The organism is Pseudomonas saponiphila (assembly GCF_900105185.1).
GTDB classification, from domain to species: Bacteria; Pseudomonadota; Gammaproteobacteria; order Pseudomonadales; family Pseudomonadaceae; genus Aquipseudomonas; species Aquipseudomonas saponiphila.
On record NZ_FNTJ01000003.1, the window covers coordinates 1 to 15,577 of the forward strand.

Annotated in this window: 16 protein-coding genes and 1 pseudogene; all 17 read right to left on the minus strand. The window is 57.8% G+C overall.

Annotated features, from left to right (window positions below; translation table 11 throughout):
* Positions 1-1,039 (minus strand): annotated as a pseudogene (locus BLV47_RS32385) (VirB4 family type IV secretion system protein); the annotation flags it as partial.
* Positions 1,039-1,506 (minus strand): hypothetical protein, encoded by a 468-nt coding sequence (locus BLV47_RS32390; protein WP_092320609.1) that lies wholly within the window; start codon positions 1,504-1,506, stop codon positions 1,039-1,041. The gene BLV47_RS32390 and the pseudogene BLV47_RS32385, both read right to left, overlap by 1 nt.
* On the minus strand, positions 1,494-1,811 hold the full coding sequence (locus tag BLV47_RS32395) for a TraV family lipoprotein (RefSeq protein ID WP_092320610.1): 318 nt from the start codon (positions 1,809-1,811) through the stop codon (positions 1,494-1,496). Before BLV47_RS32395 ends, BLV47_RS32390 begins: the two co-directional genes overlap by 13 nt.
* 18 nt (positions 1,812-1,829) lie before the next feature.
* Entirely contained in the window at positions 1,830-3,347 is a 1,518-nt protein-coding gene (locus BLV47_RS32400) for a TraB/TrbI/VirB10 family type IV secretion system protein (protein WP_092320611.1), read from the minus strand.
* Positions 3,347-4,138 (minus strand): hypothetical protein, encoded by a 792-nt coding sequence (locus tag BLV47_RS32405; protein WP_092320612.1) that lies wholly within the window; start codon positions 4,136-4,138, stop codon positions 3,347-3,349. Before BLV47_RS32405 ends, BLV47_RS32400 begins: the two co-directional genes overlap by 1 nt.
* Complete coding sequence (locus BLV47_RS32410) at positions 4,135-4,773, minus strand: TraE/TraK family type IV conjugative transfer system protein (RefSeq protein WP_092320613.1); 639 nt, start codon at positions 4,771-4,773, stop codon at positions 4,135-4,137. The genes BLV47_RS32405 and BLV47_RS32410 overlap by 4 nt, the downstream gene beginning before the upstream one ends.
* Before the next feature lies 1 nt (position 4,774).
* Complete coding sequence (locus BLV47_RS32415) at positions 4,775-5,158, minus strand: hypothetical protein (protein ID WP_092320614.1); 384 nt, start codon at positions 5,156-5,158, stop codon at positions 4,775-4,777.
* Positions 5,159-5,176: 18 nt separating this feature from the next.
* The gene (locus BLV47_RS32420) at positions 5,177-5,599 is read right to left on the minus strand and encodes a hypothetical protein (protein ID WP_092320615.1); all 423 of its coding nucleotides are present in this window, start codon (positions 5,597-5,599) and stop codon (positions 5,177-5,179) included.
* Positions 5,596-6,345: an IS21-like element IS1474 family helper ATPase IstB gene (gene istB, locus BLV47_RS32425; RefSeq protein ID WP_062838242.1), complete on the minus strand. Its 750-nt coding sequence runs from the start codon at positions 6,343-6,345 to the stop codon at positions 5,596-5,598. The genes BLV47_RS32420 and istB overlap by 4 nt, the downstream gene beginning before the upstream one ends.
* Positions 6,233-7,918: an IS21 family transposase gene (istA, locus tag BLV47_RS32430; RefSeq protein ID WP_062838241.1), complete on the minus strand. Its 1,686-nt coding sequence runs from the start codon at positions 7,916-7,918 to the stop codon at positions 6,233-6,235. The genes istB and istA overlap by 113 nt, the downstream gene beginning before the upstream one ends.
* A gap of 292 nt (positions 7,919-8,210) precedes the next feature.
* The gene (locus tag BLV47_RS32435; RefSeq protein ID WP_208605335.1) at positions 8,211-8,555 is read right to left on the minus strand and encodes a hypothetical protein; all 345 of its coding nucleotides are present in this window, start codon (positions 8,553-8,555) and stop codon (positions 8,211-8,213) included.
* Positions 8,556-8,713: 158 nt separating this feature from the next.
* A complete protein-coding gene (locus tag BLV47_RS32440) occupies positions 8,714-9,046 on the minus strand; it encodes a hypothetical protein (RefSeq protein WP_092320616.1) in 333 nt (110 codons plus the stop codon).
* A gap of 12 nt (positions 9,047-9,058) precedes the next feature.
* Positions 9,059-10,861 carry a type IV secretory system conjugative DNA transfer family protein gene (locus BLV47_RS32445; RefSeq protein WP_092320617.1) on the minus strand — a complete coding sequence of 601 codons (1,803 nt, stop codon included), beginning with the start codon at positions 10,859-10,861 and terminating at the stop codon, positions 9,059-9,061.
* Positions 10,824-13,043 (minus strand): helix-hairpin-helix domain-containing protein, encoded by a 2,220-nt coding sequence (locus BLV47_RS32450; protein WP_143038338.1) that lies wholly within the window; start codon positions 13,041-13,043, stop codon positions 10,824-10,826. The genes BLV47_RS32445 and BLV47_RS32450 overlap by 38 nt, the downstream gene beginning before the upstream one ends.
* Positions 13,044-13,049: 6 nt before the next feature.
* Positions 13,050-13,541 carry a hypothetical protein gene (locus BLV47_RS32455; protein ID WP_143038339.1) on the minus strand — a complete coding sequence of 164 codons (492 nt, stop codon included), beginning with the start codon at positions 13,539-13,541 and terminating at the stop codon, positions 13,050-13,052.
* Positions 13,542-13,661: 120 nt separating this feature from the next.
* A complete protein-coding gene (locus tag BLV47_RS32460; RefSeq protein ID WP_092320620.1) occupies positions 13,662-13,934 on the minus strand; it encodes an HU family DNA-binding protein in 273 nt (90 codons plus the stop codon).
* Between the two features lie 66 nt (positions 13,935-14,000).
* Positions 14,001-15,509, minus strand: coding sequence for a hypothetical protein (locus BLV47_RS32465; RefSeq protein ID WP_092320621.1), 1,509 nt, complete (start codon positions 15,507-15,509; stop codon positions 14,001-14,003).
* Positions 15,510-15,577 lie beyond the last annotated feature (68 nt).

The window sequence follows — 15,577 nt, forward strand, 5'->3', positions numbered from 1 at the left end:
GCATCCCAGCGTTGCTGGTGTTTGGCTTGCCGATCAGTGATACGGGGCGAATGTAGTATTCGCGGTTGTGGTCATGAATAGTCCAGCCAGTAGGTTCAGTCTCTATCACAGAGAACATAACCGAGTTCCCTATGCGATCACTGCGCGCTACTGATCCAGTATTCGAAATGGCGTCCAATACCGGTAGGTCTGGTCGATATGCCGGCGCTTCCATCAGGTAAGAACGGATGGGGTTCATGATCTGGTACGCGAGATTCATGAAGCCACGACCAGTAATGATTTCCGGCTGGAAGTTGAACGCTGCCATGGCTTGCGAAACGTCGTAGCAGACCTGGTGGAACTGCTTTACATGCTTGTTGTAAGCCTCATGCGCCACTTTGTTCGGATCGATCAAGCCGACAGAAGACAGAGTTGTCTTGATCACGGAGTCCATCATCTTGCCGAACAGGTACTCAGGGCTCCAATAGATCACCATGTACAGATCTGTTACGAAGGGGAAACGACCTTCGCGCAGTTCTCTTTGAATGGTAACGCTGGCGTGTTCACGAATTTCTTCGTCATCCATTTCCTCCAGCATGTCCTTCTGCATCTTCTCAATGGTTGCAGTGGAGAGCCGCGAGAAAAAGCCATTTGGTGAAATGGCAGCGTCAGACTGACGGTTGACAATGGAGTCTGCGATCTCCAGGGCGAACTCACCGGCTTCTGGGTCAACGCCATTTCTGAATAGGGACAGGATTGGGCGAATGTCACGATGGGTGTGACGAATGAACTGGCCAGATGAGCCCTCAGGGTACTTGTTGAGCACCTCGGCGAATTGCCTAGAAATGACCGTGAAGTCGTCGTCGTTCAACAGTGCATGGTCAATGCCAGAGATGCGCCAAATCTTCGCAAAACGACCGTCCACTGTATGGAAGTATTCGCCTTCGGGCTCGTACAGGAATGCGTCGCTCAGCAGCTCAATCGGCATGCCGCCCTGGTAGCCTCGCCGAGCAAGGCCCTCAAGCTCCGAATCGAACAAGTGCAGGTGTTCAACGGACATCAGCGGACCTTCCTAGTGACGGTGATGGTGCGGGAATCCGGATAGAGCATCACGTGAGCATCTGTTACTCGCGTCAGATACTCGGCAATGTCTGAGAGGCTGTTGGGGTGCGAGTTGAGCTTGACCAGTTGGTTCTGGTTGACCTGCGGATCAAACTTCGGGTCATAGCCAGAGGCCCCACCAACAAGGCTGATAACTTCGCCCAGGGTTAGATCGCTCCCCTTGAAGAGTTGCGCCCAAGGAACAGGATCTGGCGGAAGGGTCTCCCGGCGATCAACCACGTTGGGCTTCTTGAACAGTTCACGGTAGAGCCTTACGTCAGGCTGAAGATTGGTGATCTCTTCAGACGTACCGAGGATGCGCTGCGTGTGGTGCTCCCGTATCCCGTCCTTGTATGCCTGTGGCAAATCGCTGGCCAGGCACGACAAGGGCAGGATGATCAGGGTCGCAAAAGTCAGTTTGCCCAATCTGCTTCCTCAACCACGATGTAGTCCCAACGGCCGCCATGCTTGATGCCGGTCTTTTTGTCCGCGTAGGGGACCACCCACACCGGGGCCACTACGTCCGGCTGACGGATCGGGTAGTAGGGTTCATTGGAGCCGAGTTCGGGGCGGGCTCGAAGGCCTTCACGCAGTAGCGAGACCGTTTCTCGGGAAGCGGTTCCATGGACTGCGTTGTAGATCTCGTCAATCGATGCAGCATTACGGAATGGCTCTTCTTGGGCACAGCCTGTCAGAAGGGCGAGCAGGGCAAGGGCAGTGATCGTTCTCATGGTCGGTTCCAGTAAGTCTTAGATCAGCACGTCGTAGCGGCTTGCATCGATATCGAAGGGTTCGGAGGGCTTGTAAACCTCGATCGGTTGTTCAGTGATGAACTGGAGCTTGATGCCAGGCTCAACAATGATGGTGTCGACCATAGCGTTAGCCTCGCGCTCGAAGCGCTCCGAAATCTTGGTGAACATTGCTGCAATACCCTGCTGAACAGCCGCCTTGCTGGCATCGCCGGTAAGGGTCGACTGGCTGGTGGTGCTGCCTTCGTTACCGATGGTCGTGCTGTTGGTGAACTCGGCTTGGGAGAGGGTTGTTGCATAAGCCGCTGCGGCAGCCGCTGCTGACTGAAGGGCAAGCGTTCTGCCGCTCGCTTGATCCAGTCGGCCATAGACATCCTGTGCGTTATCGCGGGTATCCACGATGTAGCCGAGCGCAGCTACATGCTGAGGCTCGCCGTATTCATCCCAGTAGCTCAGTTGCTCGACACGGATGGTGGCGCGGCCAGTGCTGGAACTGCTGGTGCGATTACCCGAGCAGAGTCCTGCGAGGTGGATATTCCCCAGGTCTCTCTCCGCACCGTTTGGACCGCGGAAAATGCCACGGACAGGGAGGACAATTGGGCGAGCAAGCAGGGCGGTCTCGTTATCAGCGCTTCGCGCATTTGGCGAGCTGGCACCAATCGGGCAGGCCGCGCCATGGAGCGTGGTGACCTCTACATAGGAGAAGGCCGGAATAACGTACTTCTCGCGCTGAACGAGATTACCGTCTGCGTCATAGGTGACCGGGGCGGCCTCAGGGAGAGGCTTTGCGGCCTGCTTCGGGCGATTGTGGATCTCATCCATGGCCTCGGTCATTTTGTTGTCCGAGTTCACTGCGGCGCGCTCAAAGGCTTTGGTGTCCGGAGCTGAGAACGAATTGAAGAGGTCGTCCTCGGTCGCGGTGATCTCCGAACCCCCTGCTGGGGTGCTCTGGAAGCCCTGGCGCTTTGGGTTCAGGATGAAGTAGTTCGGGCCGTAGGGATTGCTCAGGACCTGCTGTTGACCAGCATCTTGTGAGCCGTCATTCAGGTTGAAGTCATCGATGCTCAGGCCAGAGTCCGGGATGCTGCCAGGTGTATCGATGTTGGTACCGCCATCAACCTGGTTCAGCGCGTTATACGCATCGTCTACACGCTCTTTACGCAGAGCAGCCACTTCGTCGGCCAGTGCTCTGACTTCAGTGTTGTTCTGCTGGGACTGCTCTCTGAGGCGCTTCTCAAATTCCTTGCGGTCTTCTTCGTTGCGCCGCTCAGCGAGTTGCAACTGTTCCTCAAGGGACTGGAACTTCTTCGCGAACTGGGCGAGTGCAGCGTCACGGTCAATGGAAGAGATGTCAGTATCGGGTTCTGAGCCGCGCTCAATTGCTACTGGAGCACCGCCCTCGGAGCCTTTCTCATCGCCGCTATCATCGAAGATCATGCTGTACACGAGGAATGCGATGCCGATGCCTGCCAGAGCAAAGATGACCTTCTTGTTTGGTGGGTTCTGCTGATCGGCCATTAGTTCTTCTCCGACACAATGAAGAGCAGGCCGCGATGCGAGTCGCCGTAGACCTCGGTGATGAACTCAGGGGACGGTCCGAGAATGCGCGAGGTCGGCAGCATGCTCACTTGGCGAGCTACACCCAGGCTTTCGCGGATGGCCTTATTGGAGTAGTCGATCTGGTCTGTAGCGATTTTGGTCGCTGTACGCCCGGTGTTGACCACTTCGTAGGTTGTACCGATGTACTTCGGGCCAACCACTTGAGACTGTAGGTAGAACTCAACAGACCCTTGGCGGAAAACCAACTTGTCTTCCTTACTGAGGCTCTTGAAATCAACCGCTCGATAGCCAGAAGGAGTCTTACCGTCGAAGAGGTAGTTCATCAGGCCTTTGATTCGGCCCTTGCCGTCCCTATCCAAGCTGGATCTATCCGCCAGGGGCTGATGCTGGATGGTCACTTGGCTATCAGCACAACCAGGGCGAGTCACCAGCTTGATGATGTATGTAGCCTTGGAGGGGCCATCGATAGTCACCAGACCGGTATAGAGAGGGTCTGATGACTGAAATGCCAGCTTGTTCTGAATGGGGGTGCGATAGAAATTCATCCCATCAGGAACTTCGACGTAAATGCCTTCCAGAAACTCTTCCGGGAAAGTCACCTCGGCCCGCTGGCTGTCATTTGAGATGAACACTTCGACAGGGGAGTTCTGATAAATAACGGTGCGAGGCGAGCGGTTGCATTCCTCTTCGGCGTAACTGTTCGTGGCTATGGCCGCGGCAACCAGCGCGGCCAGGGTGACTGATTTCACTGATTTGTTTCCTCAATCTGGAAGTCGTCGACAACGACGGCCCATTCAAAATGCTTGGAAGGCTTCACTGGTTTGATCAGCAACTTCACGACGTATGTGCGCTTGTCGTACACATCGTTCAGCGTCACGCGATGTCGCTTCGCTGGAAAAGACAGAACGTAACCAAGGTTCTTGTAGGGCTCGATCTTGTACTCGCCCGTTTTAGCAAATACCTGGGTGATCTGCTGCTCAAATGCCTGCTTTGAAAGTGTCTTTAGCTTGTCCTCCTGCAAGGCTCGCAGGCGACTCGACATCATCCGCAGTGCTTCTTCGGCATTGGTATGCGCAGACTCGGGTGTGAAGTTGAAGTAGTTGTCCACGAAGACGCTTGCAAACCCCTTCATGTGCGTTTCGGGGATTTGCTTGGAGCTAACAAATACGCCTTCCGCCGTTGGGAAACCGTACATGACCCTTTCGTTTTGCAGAGTCCTGTTGGTCTCTTGCAGATCCATATTCATCTTGGCGAGCTGGTAAATCACGAGGCCCAGAACCACAGAGACGGCAATCAAAGTCACAACTGCTCGGTTAGAGCGAAGTTCGCTCGCACCAAGGAGGTTGAAGAATTTGAGAGGGACTTCCGGATGCGTATTTTTCATATCAAGGCTCGTATTTGTTGCAGAAGGTAGGGGAGGGAATAAGCCCCACCTCTAGCCAAATAGAGGCAAGTAGCTTGTTCAGCTTTCTGAGAGTTACCTTGAGTGGGGGCGTTCTGGTCACGAAATCGGACTGCTCCCATTCCCCCATCTTCAAAGAGATGCTCAGGATCAAATGCCCCTGAGGCTTGTCGGCAGTCGCCTTTTTGTAGAGCCACAAGCAGAAGAGGCCAACCCCGAAAGCAAGGATGCTGCCCTCGGTTATTTGCTTGGTGATCCCCATTGGGATCATCCAAAACAAAAGGTCCTCTTTGGAAATCCCGCCAAAACTGAGTGGCGAGGTTGCCATCGCGTATGTGTCTGACTCGCTGGTGACATTCAGGCGCATGCCGACAAGTTCCTTCCCTTAGCTCAGGTCAGCCCATTCGGCGACTTTGGTAATTGCCGGCTCGCCGAACAGGCAGATGAGCATCACAGCGACCGGAATCCACCACCAGCGGCCGCCGGCGAAAATGATCGAGAACAGGAAGCCAGCGATGCTGAGCCACAGACCCCAGGTGGCGATTGCCTTCCACCAACCTTTCAACGAATCGGAGGTATTAGTCACCAGCGTGGTGTCAGGGCCGAATTGGCCGTTGAAGCCGCCGCCTTTGCCACCGGTGGTAGCGGCTTCAGAAACGCCGGGTACCAGGGTGAACAGAGCAGTCAGCAGCAGGAAGAACGCAACTTGTGTGCGGATTTCGGTGAACGTGACCGAGCGTTTCGCTAATACGTGACCGGTGCTTCCACCCCGGTTGCGCGGGTTCTGGATTGTAATCGCATCGGTCACGATGCGGCTTGTTCCTCGGCTTTTTTTCGGCGCAGCGACTCGCCTTTCATCGTCAGTCGGTAGGCGTTGTGCACCAGGCGGTCGAGGATGGCATCGGCCAGGGTCGGGTCGTTGATCCAGCCGTGCCAGTGCTCGATGGGCAGTTGGCTCGTCAGGATGGTGGAGCGGCTGCCAGCGCGGTCGTCGATCACCTCCAGCAGGTCATGCCGGGCTCCTTCCTCCAGCGGGGCTAGCGCCCAGTCGTCCAGCACCAGGACGTCGACCTTTGCCAGCTGTTGCAGGGTACGGCCGAAGCTGCCGTCGCCATGAGCGATGCGCAGTTGTTCCAGCAGGCGCGGGGTGCGCAGGTACAGGGTGCTATAGCCCTGGCGGCAGGCCTGGTTGCCCAGGGCGCAGGCCAGCCAGGTTTTGCCGGCACCGGTCGGGCCGGTCAGCAGCAGGTTGTGCTGCTGGCGGATCCAGTCGCCACTGGCCAGGGTGGCGATCAGACGCTCGTCCAGGGCGCGTCCGGTGCGGCGGTCGAGATCTTCCAGGCAGGCGTTGGCGTACTTGAGCTTGGCCTTCTTGCGCAGCCGTACCAGGCGCTGGTTGTCACGCCAGGCCAGTTCGCGGTCGAGCAGTAGGCCGAGGCGTTCATCGAAGCTCAGGCTGTGGCTGGCCGGCAGCGTCCATTGCTCTTCCAGGGCGCGGGCCATGCCGTCCAGGCGTAGCTGGTGCAGTTGATTCAGGGTGTGTTGCGGCATCATCGAACAGCTCCTGTTGCGGGGGTTGGTAGTAGTCGGCGCCACGGACGTTCTCGTGGTCGCCGGGTAAGGTCGTTTCGGCGGCACGCTGGGGCAGCGGCTGTTGATCCAGGCCTTGCTGGAGCAGGTTGCGCACGCTGCGCCCGGTGAAGGCGCGCAGGTGTACGGCACGTTCGGCAGCGGCTTCCAGGCGTGCATTGCCATAGCGCCGGGCCAGCGAGAGCAGGCCGAGGCAGGCGCGGTAGCCCATCTCCGGGTGCGGCTTGTGGGTCAGTTGGTGATCGATCAGTTGGCGCGTGTAGGGGCCGATCCGCGCGCCCCAGTCGAGCAGGCGTTGTGGCGTCCATTCGCGATGCGCCTGGTGCGCCGCGGGCATGTGCTCGCGCTGGGTACTGTAAGCGCCGCGTCGCCCCAGCAGCAGGTGGCTGGCCACCCGCCGGTTGCCATGCAGCACTTCCAGGGTGTGTGCCGTCAGTCGCACGTCCACGTTCTGCCGGGCCAGGGCGGAGGGCACGCTGTAGAAGCTGCCATTGACCTCGATGTGGTAGTCGATGCTGACCTTGCAGCGCTTGAAGGTGGCGACCTCGTAGGGATGCACCGGCAGCGCTCGCAAGGCCGGGCGATCCAGGCGCTCGAACCAGTCGCGCCGGCAGCCATCGAGCCGCTTGAACGGGCGCCGATTCAGATCCTCCAGCAGCTCGGCGATGGCCTGGTTAAGCGCATGCAGGCTGAAGAACTGCCGATGGCGCAGCCGCGCCATGATCCAGCGCTCGACCACCTGCACCGCCACCTCGGCCTTGGCCTTGTCCTGAGGCTTGCGTGGCCGTGCCGGCAGGATCACCGTCTGGTAATGACGCGCGCACTCCAGCGTGGCCCGGTTCAGGCCCGGCTCGTAGCGATCCGGCTGGGCGACCAGGGCGCGCGGATTGTCCGGCACAACCATTTCCGGCACGCCGCCAAAGTAGGTCAGAGCCTGGCCCAGCGAGGTCAGCCAGTCCACCTGGGTTTCGCCTGGCGTCGCGCAGGCATAGGTGTAATTCGAGGCGCCCAGGGCGGCGACGAAGATGTGCGCCCGGCGCACTTCGCCGGTGGCCGGGTCGACCACCGGCAGCGTCGGCCCGGCATAGTCGATGAATAGCTTCTCGCCCGCACGGTGCAGCTGACGCATCGAACGTTTGAGCGTCTGGGCGTAGCGCCGGTAGTGCTCGACGAACTGGGTGTAGCGGTAGGTCGGCTGGCCCGCATGCGCGGCGAGATATTCCTCCCACAGCAGCTGCAAGGTCACGCCCTTGCGTCGCAACTCGCGGTGGATGCTCAGCACATCGGGCAGCACTCGCTCACCGCGCGGCTTGTTCGTCGACGTCGGTGCAAACAAGGCGGCCGCCAGCGCGGCCTCGTCCATGGCCACCAGCGCCGGCCAGTCCAGCCCGGCCACCCGCGCCGCCGCGATGTACTTGCTAACCACGCCCTTGGACAGCTGCAAGGCACGGGCAATCTTCTCGTGGGACAAGCCGGCCTCAAACTTGAGGCGCAGACATTCTTTGATGTTTCGCATGGCTACTCGCGGCGCCGCCATCTTCCTCTCCCGAAATCGGTCGAGGATGGCGGCGCATCAGGTCATGCGCAACGAAGGGGAAGGCTTTCGCTAAGTCGTGACCGGCGATTTCGGTAAGCCGTGACCACCTGTTTCGGAACAGGCGGAAAATCGGTCACGTTGCTACCGAAATGAGCGGTCACGCGTTAGCGAAATGACCGGTCACGATCAACCGAAACGGCCGGTCACGGTGCTCCGAAATCCGCAACTTGTGCGAAGCGACGGAAGTCCGCGCTCTGCGTGTTTATCCAGCCAGGATAGGTTTGAATCATGATCACTTTTCTCCAGCGCGAGTGGGGGTAAAAAACAGCCCATCAGGAGTGGCCGTCTGGTACTGCAAGCGTTTCTGCTCAGGCCAGATAATCACGCTGATGGTTTCCTCCACGGGCTTGATCTGGCTAAGCATCCTTACAAGATCAAGCCCAGGAAGTGGGTGCTGCGCCTCAGCCAGTTTCAGTTCGGCCTGGGCGACAGCCAGAGCACGCTGCGCATTGGCAAGGTGCTCGGTAGCCTTTTGGTATTTGCTGTCACGCTGATCGATCACGTATTCACTGGCAGTGCAGGTGCCTGCTAGCGCAAACGTGATGGCGAGGGTGCAGCTGAGACGGGATTTGTTCATTCGGATTCGTCCTCCTACAGGTAATAGCGAGAACGAACTGAACAAAAACGGGCAGGTATTCGAAAAAAAGTCAGCAGAAGGCACCCTGGCCTGAAAGACCAGAGATAGACGGAGAGGTGAGAGGGGGTTGCGGGCTGTGAATGACAGCCCGCAGAGGATCAGCGGCTGCCGACGTGATCAGCAAACCAGCGCTTGAGGCGGTTGAGCTGAGAGAGGAATACCTTTGCCAGGTAACCGGCCAGCTGAACAGTTAGCAGGGAAACGACGATCTGGATGTAGGTAAAGACCATGCGAATGGTCCCGCTGACGATAAGAGCCGTCATGCCGCGGGTAGCTGGGATAGCGAGGCCGATCCCGATGATGGTCAACGCAATGCCGAGATACGCCGGCCAGCCGATTCGGGTGACGTGGAACTCGGTGATGTTAAGGAACCACTCCCAGATAGGGCCAAGGTCGTAGTTCCAGTTTCTAAGCTTGTCCTGCCAGCCCATAAGGCATCCTCACTATCGTTCTGCAAGCAAATGGCGGTTCTTCTCATAAAGCCTGTCCCAAGCGTGAATGCCTGGGCGTGATCGCGAAGGCCTCTTCACTAGGCGCATCTCGGAGAAGTGCGGTGATGGGAAGTCGTTACGAACCAGTGGCATACGGACGCGGTAGGTGCCGGATTTGGCGACAATGATCCCGTCGCCCTGGTCCAGAGTGGAGAAGTCCTCCGGTTGCAGGATTTCCTCTCGCGTTGCCTTGTATCCGGTCGAGACGCTGGCGCTTTCACTGTCATTGGTGAGTGCACCTGTCTGGTCTGATCCATAGCTTTGCCCCGTGCTTGAGCCTGTGGACTCCGACTCAAACCGTTTGACCATTGTGCCGGCGAGCTCAATGGCGAATTTCCGTGTCTTGGAATCGCGGATGTCGCAGTACACGTGGGTCCAGCAGTTGCCCAGCACCATCTCAATGAAGGGGGCTGAAATGTTCTCCAGGAAGCCCACGCCCTGGAACGCGATGATAATCGGCACGTTTGCGCTTCGAGCGAGCTGGAACAGCGATACCTGGCCCTCGTCCATGAAGCTCGGGTATTCGTCGAAGATAGCCGGGCACATGGTCAGTGGCTTCTCTTTGGAGAGCTGGATTTCACCGACTGCTCGGGCCAGGTCAGCAATGAAAAGCTTGCCGAACAACTCCACGCCGTCCTTGTCAGCCAGAGATGACATCGACAGCACGACGACTTTGTTGGAGAGGATCGATTCCTTGATGTCTACATCTGGGCTGTAGGTATTCACGATCCGCGAGTATTCGGAGTGTGCGAACGCCGAGAGCTTGGAAACCAGACCGCCCAGCAGGTTCTTGAACTGGGTTAGGTTCCACTGCTCCTTCACCTCGTCACGCCAGTAGCGCAAGTACGAGTGCAACCATTCCTTGCCGTCAGCATGAGCTGGTGAGTCGGATTCGCGGATGCTTCTGATCATGTCCAGAAGAATGTCGAAATCAGACAGCAGCGCGATGATGTCCTTGATGTGGAAAGCCGGAGCGCCTGGCTGAAGCTTCATAGTGAGGATCGCCGCAGTCAGGGAATAGCGGGCGATGTCCTTCCAGAATTCTTCTTTGGAGTTGGCCTGTAGGCGCATTGCCGTCGAGATCGAGGCCCGCGTGCCGCCGTAGAAGAACGGGTTGTAGGTGTGTGATACCTCGGGGAACTCGAAGTTGATCAGCTGGAGTTCGTCCAGCCGATTCGCTTCCTTCATCATCGCGTAGATGGCACCTGAAAGGTCGGAGTCTGATTTTGCTTCGACCAAAATTAGGCCGGCACCCTTGCGAATCTGCTGTTGGATGATCGCCAACAGCAGCTCGGTCTTACCGGTACCCGTGGCAGCCAGAAGCGCCATATGCCGCGTCATGATGTCGTCGGTGAGCATGAAGGGGATCATGCTCGGATACGCCTCAATGAGGGTCTTGCGCACGGAGTCGGCCGTTGCGGCACCCTCTACGTTGTTGATTTCCTCGATCTTGGATTTCCACTCAGACCAGGGCATAGCACGCCCAAGAAAGGTTGAGCGGCGAATGTCGCAGTCGGGGATCTCGTCCTCTGTGTAGGACTTGTCCCAAACGACCGGCTTCTCGGCTTCCGCCTGTTTCCGGTCCAGCACCAGAACCCAGAACGCTGTGGCGGCGGCAACGGCCAGGGTGATAGGGAGGGGCAGGAACGGGACTGCCGCACCGACCAGAGGCAAGCTGATTGCGATATTGCGCTGGCGATTGAGTTCCGCCAGTTCCTTATTCAGCGTGTCTTTGCGTACCGACTTGATCGACATCGTTTTCAATCCAATCAGGGATGCGTGTGCGGCATCGAGGTGTTTTGCGATCGGCAAAACCAACTTCCAACCCATCGAGCTCGCCGATGACGACAAGGCTTGTTTTCGTGGTGTTGATCAGGGATGCCAGAAGCTCGGGGCTGATAAGCGGGTGGTGCTCTTTGAGCACGACAAGGATGACCACTTCATAGATCCGGCCACGGACGAATTTCGGAGGGACAACAGCGCCCTGGAATACGTCGACTCGCTTGCGCACCGAGAGGTCAAACTGTTGGCCGTTGCTGTCAGAAAGGCTGATAGCTTCGCCGGTGATCGAATTTGCTTTGAATACCGAGAAGGCCGGGTGGTTCTCATGGCAGAACACCTGCTTCACGACCACAGGCAAGCCTTGGAAAAGCTCCTTTCCATTGAAGGCAATGGGCGTGTCGTTGCTGGTGAATGCCTTGGCGATTGGCCTCGCAAGCCACTGCGTGAGGTCGCCACCGACTGACTGTGCCTTCGCGCTGGGTACGACAGTTCGAATGTCGAGCAATGGGTCGCACCCTAGCTGATCGGCAAATGCCTTGAGCAGCTCTGGGATGACCTCTGGAATCAGGTCGGCTTGGGCCTCAATCCAGCTGAGTGGCCGGCGTGGGTCAAACTCGCCACCGGTTTGCCCAAGTGCACCACTCCAAAGACGGTTTGCAATCAGCCTTCTATCCGATCTGGCCGGCAGCCAAAAGCTCGCCTGGAGCGTCTTGTACTTGGGCTGCTCGAAGATCGTCTCGAACGGTTGGCCAATCGTCGGAGCTGGCAAATCGCGGGGGAGGCCCAGCATATAGATGCGGCCGCTTATGGGCATCGCGAGGATGGTTCTGTAGAGCTCTTCGGTACCGAAGGAATCAGCTCCCACGAGAAGCAGAACATCGGTTTCGACTGGGCGCTTGTCGTGAAATGCAGGAACCCCTGATGTCGGGTCTAGTCCGACCAGTGCGCCATAGGTGACAACCGGCGCGTCATCGCCGACCTGGCTGCTCAACTCTCGGGCCAGTTCGGAGGTATATGTGGCTATCGTCAGGTCAGCGCCATAAGCCTTCATCCAGAGAGTCATGCCGCGGGCAATCGCGAACTGGTCCTCGATGGTTTCACACTGAACCAACGCAAGGCGTTCGCTCAGCATCGTCTTGAGACCGGCGGCGAGAGATTTTGCAGCTGCGCCCTTCATCAGGGGTTCGAGAAGGGAGATTGCCATGTTGTTCGAGGGAACAAGGTCGTCGCAGTCTTCTGTCGTGAATGTGCTCCATTCATCGAGCAGGGCAATCAGGCCTCTCTCTGCTTGGTAAATCTTCTTCAACTGGCACTTGCTGTCAGCCACGGTGATCACGCCAGCCACTGCAAGCTCTTTCACGGCATCAGCAATCAGCGGGCGCACCTGCTCGCGCTTGAGGTTGAGCAACTCCATCACGCCGGCGATCAGTGGATGGGCCTCGACGTAGCTATGACCGGCCCAGGTGTCACGGCGAAGGACAGCAACAACGGCTCCCTTCACTGCCGAAAGCGAAGCGTTAGGCACGCCAAAACGGTGAGCCAGGCGAAGTGCAGTCGCGAAGAGGATGTCGTCGAAGTGGACGTAGAGCAGGTACGGGTCAGCTCTGAGGCGCTCATTGAGGTCTTCTGTAAACCCGATAATCCGCTGTAGGCCCGTCAGCTTATCTTCCGGTATGCCTTCGATATCGATCTTGGCCTGCGCCAGTTGATCCGCCTTCTGATCGCGCCAGATATCACCAAGCTTTCGGGCGTCTGCTTCGGATATCCCCGCCTCAGTGAGTCTTTCCGGGTGGCGGTCGAGAATGTTGATCACGTCTTCGCCGAAGAACCCGACGACTTTGTTCGTCACTGAGCGCGAGAGCTTGGCCAGTGAAGAAAGGTACCCTGGCAAGGATTCCACCGAAGACGGTGGCATGGAGCTGAAGCGACGTGCATTGAAGTCGGCATTCGGCGCGTCAGGTTCGAACTTGCCTTGCAGCACAAAGTCCTCGTAGAGGATTGGCATGCCGAAATCACCAATGGCGGTGAAGGTGCTGCCGTCAGTGCGCTTGAAGCGGCATATCGACCACGGGCTGTCAGGGTCGCTGTAGATGATCTCAACCAAGGTGCCACGCTCCTGCGAAAGCTCAGCTCCAATGCCCCCGATATCCGACATGCTCAATCAGTCCTCGTGCCCATCGCCGAGCAGTCTGCCGCTGTTCACGCTGCGGGCCGCTTTCTTCGTCGATTTGATCGCGGAAAACACGGCTCGTTGAGCTGAATCCAGTACGGCCGCGTTATCGGCATGCACATCGGGGTAGCGGCGAATGAGCGCGACCAGGATGTCGTAGTCCGCTACCAGATCAACAGCCGGCATGACCAGGTGGCTAATCACGAGGTGATCATCAAAAGCGGGAATCCCACTGAGCCCGTCAAATAGCCCGTCACCATTGGCGAACAGGAATGGTCGGAGCAGGCGGAGAATGTGGTCATGCCGGTCTTCAACCTTGCACATAACCTGTGAGGCGATGACCTTCTGCTCTTTCAGCGGTTTACGACTCATCAGGCCAGTCGCTGAGCTGAGGAAGTATCCGAGCATTGGCGGCCGGCTCTTTTCATCTTCAAAGCGCGGCAATACGAAGGCTTGAGCTTCTGGCGTATAGATCAGTTGCATGGGTGCGTTACCAGACTTGGTTAATCTTAATAGTGTCTTTGTAGTGTCCAAAACGACCCATGTTGAACGAAAAAACCCGCCGAAGCGGGTTTTTTCTTGATGACCGGCGAGGGTGTGAAGTTACGCCAGAGCGTCCTTCAGGGCCTTGCCGGCTTTGAAGCCAGGCACCTTGGCGGCGGCGATGGAGATCGGCTTGCCGGTGGAGGGGTTGCGACCCTCGCGAGCTGCGCGCTCTTTGACATGGAAGGTGCCGAAACCGATCAGCGTGACGGAATCGCCGCTCTTCATGGCATCGGTGATTACGTCGATCAGGGCGGTCAGAGTCTCGCCAGTGGCAGATTTGCTCTGCTGGGTCTTGGCCGCGACGGCATCGATCAGTTCGGACTTGTTCATAGGGGTAACTCCTGAGTGTTTGTGTTGAACGAGGGTGAGTATAACGAGCAGGCCGAGAAGTCCAACTCAAATAGCCCTTCCGGAAGCCAAGGCTCTGCGGGTGTGGTAAAGGATCAGATACACCCCGAGGATCAGCCACGAAGTCGAGAAGACTGTGATGATCAAGTTGAAGGTGACCTTCATGTCCAGGGTGATTGAGCTGAAGCTTGGAGGCGTGGTGGTCATTCGCATCTGCCCATCCCGGTAGGTGATGGCGCGAAGAAACTCCGGGCGATCAATGTATTTGACCGGGTTGCGGGAGAGGGCCTTATCAACCCATGGCAGATAGAGTGGCTGATACGTCCCTGCCGCTACCGTGCGTGCGAGGTCGCGCAGGCCAGGGCTTATCCCTGTAGCGACCGAAAGGCTTTCGGCCTCGGCTGATTTGCATCTTGAACCGTCACAGTCGCTGCTGGTGTGTGATGGGAAGATGGGGGTATGTGCGGCCAGCGGGGTCGATACCAGTCGGAACTGATCATCAACTTTACCGAGAATGCGGAGCCAGAGACCGGCATCCTCACCTTCCATTCCTTCGATCCAGGCGTGCGCAAAGAACTCAGTTTGAGCAGCTGTGTCGAGCGTCGCCAGTAGCCTGCTCGATGCACTTGCTTTCATGTCCGCCACGTCACCGTGACAAACGGCCCCAGCAGGGCAGGTTGCACCGTCTAGTGCATAGCGCTCCATCGGCATGGTGAGCGAGACAGGAAGCGGGTCTTCGGAGTAACGGATCTGCTTGCCATTCACTGAGGCCAGTCCCGCATGCATGACACCATCAGCGTCTCGTGTTACCCACATGTGGTCGATTGCAAGAATGCGCAGCGCATAGGGGAGGTGGATTCGCAACTGCGGATCTAGGGCCCAAGCCTCTTCGAACTTGGCCTGATCGACGGGGCTGGCAGCGCAGGCCGAACGCATGGTTTTGCAGGTCGCTGCATAGTCGTCGGCAGTGGCGGTACGTTCGAGCATGTCAGCAAATACTGTCTCCACCGGCTTGTATGAGACTTCGACGATCGATAGGTGGAACATGAGGGTGCTGATCAAGCTGCCCCAGATCATGATCGTTGCGAAGACCCGCGAAGTCGTCTTGGTCGAGCGCTTCAGGCACAGGCAAAGGCCGGCGATGGCGATCGCGACCTGGATTGGCACGACGAAGAGCTGTGCGTTCAATTCATGGAGGTTCACCCGGTAGTTCTGTGAGTACCACTCGGAGAAGTCATAGACATCAATTGCCTGCCACAGGATAAATGTCGCCGGTGGGATCGCCGCGAGTAGCAGCAGGGTGGTCTGCCTGGCTATCAGGTGCGCAACCATGAAGACCACGAATGCGCGCAGTAGATAGTCGCGCAGGTCGAAGGTGATCGATACAAGCGATGCATCCCGAAGAATGCCGGGGATAAGGCCAAAGAGGGCGAGATATGCACCCCAGGCTAAAGCGAAGAGGAAAAGACGGCCGGGGCTTTGGGCCAGGTACGCTGTGATTGTCGCAAGTTTTGGGCTGCTGGAAGGTGCCGCAGAGGCCGGGGCTTTGGCGTTCATTCAATGTCCGGGGCAGGGGTGCGCCCGGATGATAAATGGCAGCCTTATGTCATCCCAGCCAAGTCGGA